At 42.7% G+C, this 2,422-nt stretch carries 1 protein-coding gene and 1 rRNA gene; both read right to left on the bottom strand.

Translation table 11 applies throughout. The features are described 5' to 3' along the window. Nucleotides 1-72, bottom strand: a 16S ribosomal RNA gene (locus tag IEW26_RS29920); the annotation flags it as partial. An 874-nt stretch (nucleotides 73-946) separates the two neighbouring features. Beyond that, nucleotides 947-2,170, bottom strand: coding sequence for a TraB/GumN family protein (locus IEW26_RS29915; RefSeq protein ID WP_188594998.1), 1,224 nt, complete (start codon nucleotides 2,168-2,170; stop codon nucleotides 947-949). Nucleotides 2,171-2,422 lie beyond the last annotated feature (252 nt).

The raw sequence follows: 2,422 nt of genomic DNA, 5'->3' as shown, positions 1-2,422 counted from the left end.
ACCCCGCTCGACTTGCATGTATTAGGCATGCCGCCAGCGTTCGTCCTGAGCCAGGATCAAACTCTCCAATAAAGTATTGAAAAGAGCGATAAGCTCATTTTGAACCTGACGAGATTATAAATCTCATTGTTGTTCCAGTTTTCGTACAGCCAGATGGCTTGCACCAAAAACCTTCACGTTCATTCTGCAAGCAGAATGATTACTCACTCGTTGTTCAGTTTTCAAAGATCAAACTTTTCTCTGTTACCGAAACTAGTTCGTTTCAGCAACTTTTATATCTTATCATGTCCGAACCAACTTTGCAAGCTCTTTTTTTCAAGCTTCCTTTGGAAGCTCTTTTGTAAGCTGCTTGCCGCACCGTGTAAACCGTGTTTTCTTGGCCGGAGTTAGAATATACCACAAATCAATCCTACTTGTAAACTCTTTTTTTCATTATAAAATTACCTGATTTGCTCTTTACTGTTTCTCCTATTAAAAGGCTTAACTCCTGGCAACTGGTTTAGCAGGAGTTAAGCTCAGAATGATTGCAAACGCGGTATGAAAAGCAACGTATTTATAACTCCAGCTTCAGGATCATAGCAGAAGATCACTTCATTATAAGAATTTCATTTATCGTTCTGCTATCATAATAGCTTTAATATTTTCATAGTCATCATCATAATTTGCAGTAAAACCCAATAAATAACTACCATATTCATAGATGATCATCTGGCCCTTATCAGAATCAGGGTGTTTGTATCCAGAGCCTGTTCAACATCCTTAAAAGTCTCATCCGGAAGGCTTTAGTATCAAAGTATACTTCACTAGGTTGAGACTAGGTTGAGAAGTGTCCGTATCTTCATTATAAGCGATAAAGGAAAACCACCCGCAGAACGAGTGGTCCCTATATAGCCTAAAAAAAACATATCTATGCAATTTAACAATTCAGCTTCTATTCAACGAGCCCTTACTTACGTTCTACCTTATATCCCTTATCCTCAAGCAGTTTTACAATCCCGTGATCACCCAAATAGTGCGCTGCTCCAACCACGATAAAGTATTCTTCACCTTTACCACTTTTCAGATAACCATCAATTTTGTCAGCCATGCCGATATTACGGTCAATCAACATCGCTTTATTGTACTCCTGATCATCCGAGAAGCTGTTTGTCAGCTCCAGCAATTGCTCATCATTACCTGTTTTCCACATCTCAGCCATCTGATTCACCGTGTTATCCAGTACATCGAAGTTGTCGATTGTAGAGCGCAGCGTTTTTTCCTGCAGATCTTTCGAGAATGTATCAAACATCCCCAGTTGGGATTGGTAGGACTCGAGTTCAATAACCGGAATTTTCCGTTCTATTGCTTTTTGAATAAAATACAAATCTATACCGGATGTTGCTTCCAGTCCAACTGTTGATGTTTTCAGACTTCCCAGTGTGCTTTCCACCACCCAGGGCTTGAATGCATCCAGCGCGTTAGGCTCTAACCCGTTTTTCTTCAAAATATCCCCGAGCTTGCTGTATGTTTCACTCGAAATATGATCCTTCAAGGTCGTACCATCCTGATACGATCCCAGACTTAACACCAGTTTCTGCTGTTCCTCGTCCGCTGCTTTGCTGATGTCTACCTCTACACCGAGATAGTCAGCCTCCGCAAAGGCTTCTTCAAATTCTGGACGCAGCGGGTAGAAACTCTTGTCCGCCACATGCATCGAACCTACCAGATATACGATGTTGCCGTTATGCTGCACTTCCCACATAAAGCCGCGCCCACCATTTGGGGCGGTTTCAACCGAGCCATCGCTTTTGGATACCAAAAGCACCGTGCGTGCGGCTTTATCCCAACGAACCTCATAACCTGCAGCATCACCAACGATGCGGATAGGCGCATAGGTAACACCGTTGATGCGTACAAGTTTGCTTTTCAGGGTGATCGTCTTGCCATTGACAATAGCCGTAATGCTATCATCGCTCGTTCCCGCCAATTTCACGTCCATAGCATCCAGCGTTGTACGCAGCGGAACCAAAGTTGTTCCTTTCTGCACAATTGGTGCTCCAGTCGTATATTCAACCGCCTGATTGTTTACTTTGACAGCCGTTTCCTGCGGAGCAGCCATTGCGGGTACTGCTGATACAAGCAAACCTGCCGAGATCGTAAGCGATAAGAGTACGCGTTTCCATTGCTTCATATAATATGTAATCTCCTTTATCATATAAAAAAATTAAGCACTAAACTTGTATCAAACCGTTATGTGCTCTTCTAGTATACGGTCAAAGGTGGTTATCGTTCCATATTTTATAAACTCAAACAAATAAAAAGAGCCCTGGCTCGCGCCGTGGAACTAGAATAAAAAGTGGACACCCGTTAACGGACAGAAGGATAATAAGGCTAACGGAGGTGTGTCCATATGGGAGAACAGCGGCAACGATACAACGAAGAA

The organism is Paenibacillus silvae, from assembly GCF_014639235.1.
Lineage (GTDB): Bacteria > Bacillota > Bacilli > Paenibacillales > Paenibacillaceae > Paenibacillus > Paenibacillus silvae.
This window is presented reverse-complemented; position numbering and strand designations above follow the sequence as displayed.